The sequence below is a fragment of the Pseudomonas sp. SIMBA_068 genome, assembly GCF_046534705.1.
GTDB classification, from domain to species: Bacteria; Pseudomonadota; Gammaproteobacteria; order Pseudomonadales; family Pseudomonadaceae; genus Aquipseudomonas; species Aquipseudomonas putida.
Genome location: NZ_JAWRYI010000364.1, coordinates 1 through 279, shown reverse-complemented (window position 1 = coordinate 279; position 279 = coordinate 1). Strand labels below are relative to the sequence as shown.

At 41.6% G+C, this 279-nt stretch carries 1 protein-coding gene; it reads right to left on the bottom strand.

Going from position 1 to position 279, the window contains the following annotated elements; genetic code table 11:
• The coding region (locus tag SB756_RS29555) for an LptF/LptG family permease (RefSeq protein ID WP_410913110.1) at positions 1 to 266 on the bottom strand (266 nt) is incomplete at its 3' end.
• Positions 267 to 279: the final 13 nt, after the last annotated feature.

The following is a 279-nucleotide window of genomic DNA, read 5'->3' as shown; positions in this document are numbered from 1 at the left end:
ATCGCGAATTTTGCGGCATTTAATAAAATAAAATACCCAAGATACAAACTTATAGCGGGTACCAATTTAGCAAATTTGCCTTGGCGAGGATTAACCACACTTAACGGCACTGCTAGTAAAGTAAGCAGCGGAATAGAAAGAGGAATAGCGATACGCCACTGCCATTGAGCAATAGACTCAGGCGTATTAATAGCAAGCAACTGATTAGTCGGCACAGCTTCTAACTTACGGCGTTGATGCTCTATTTCTTGTTCACGAATTTGCACACTGTAGCCATCA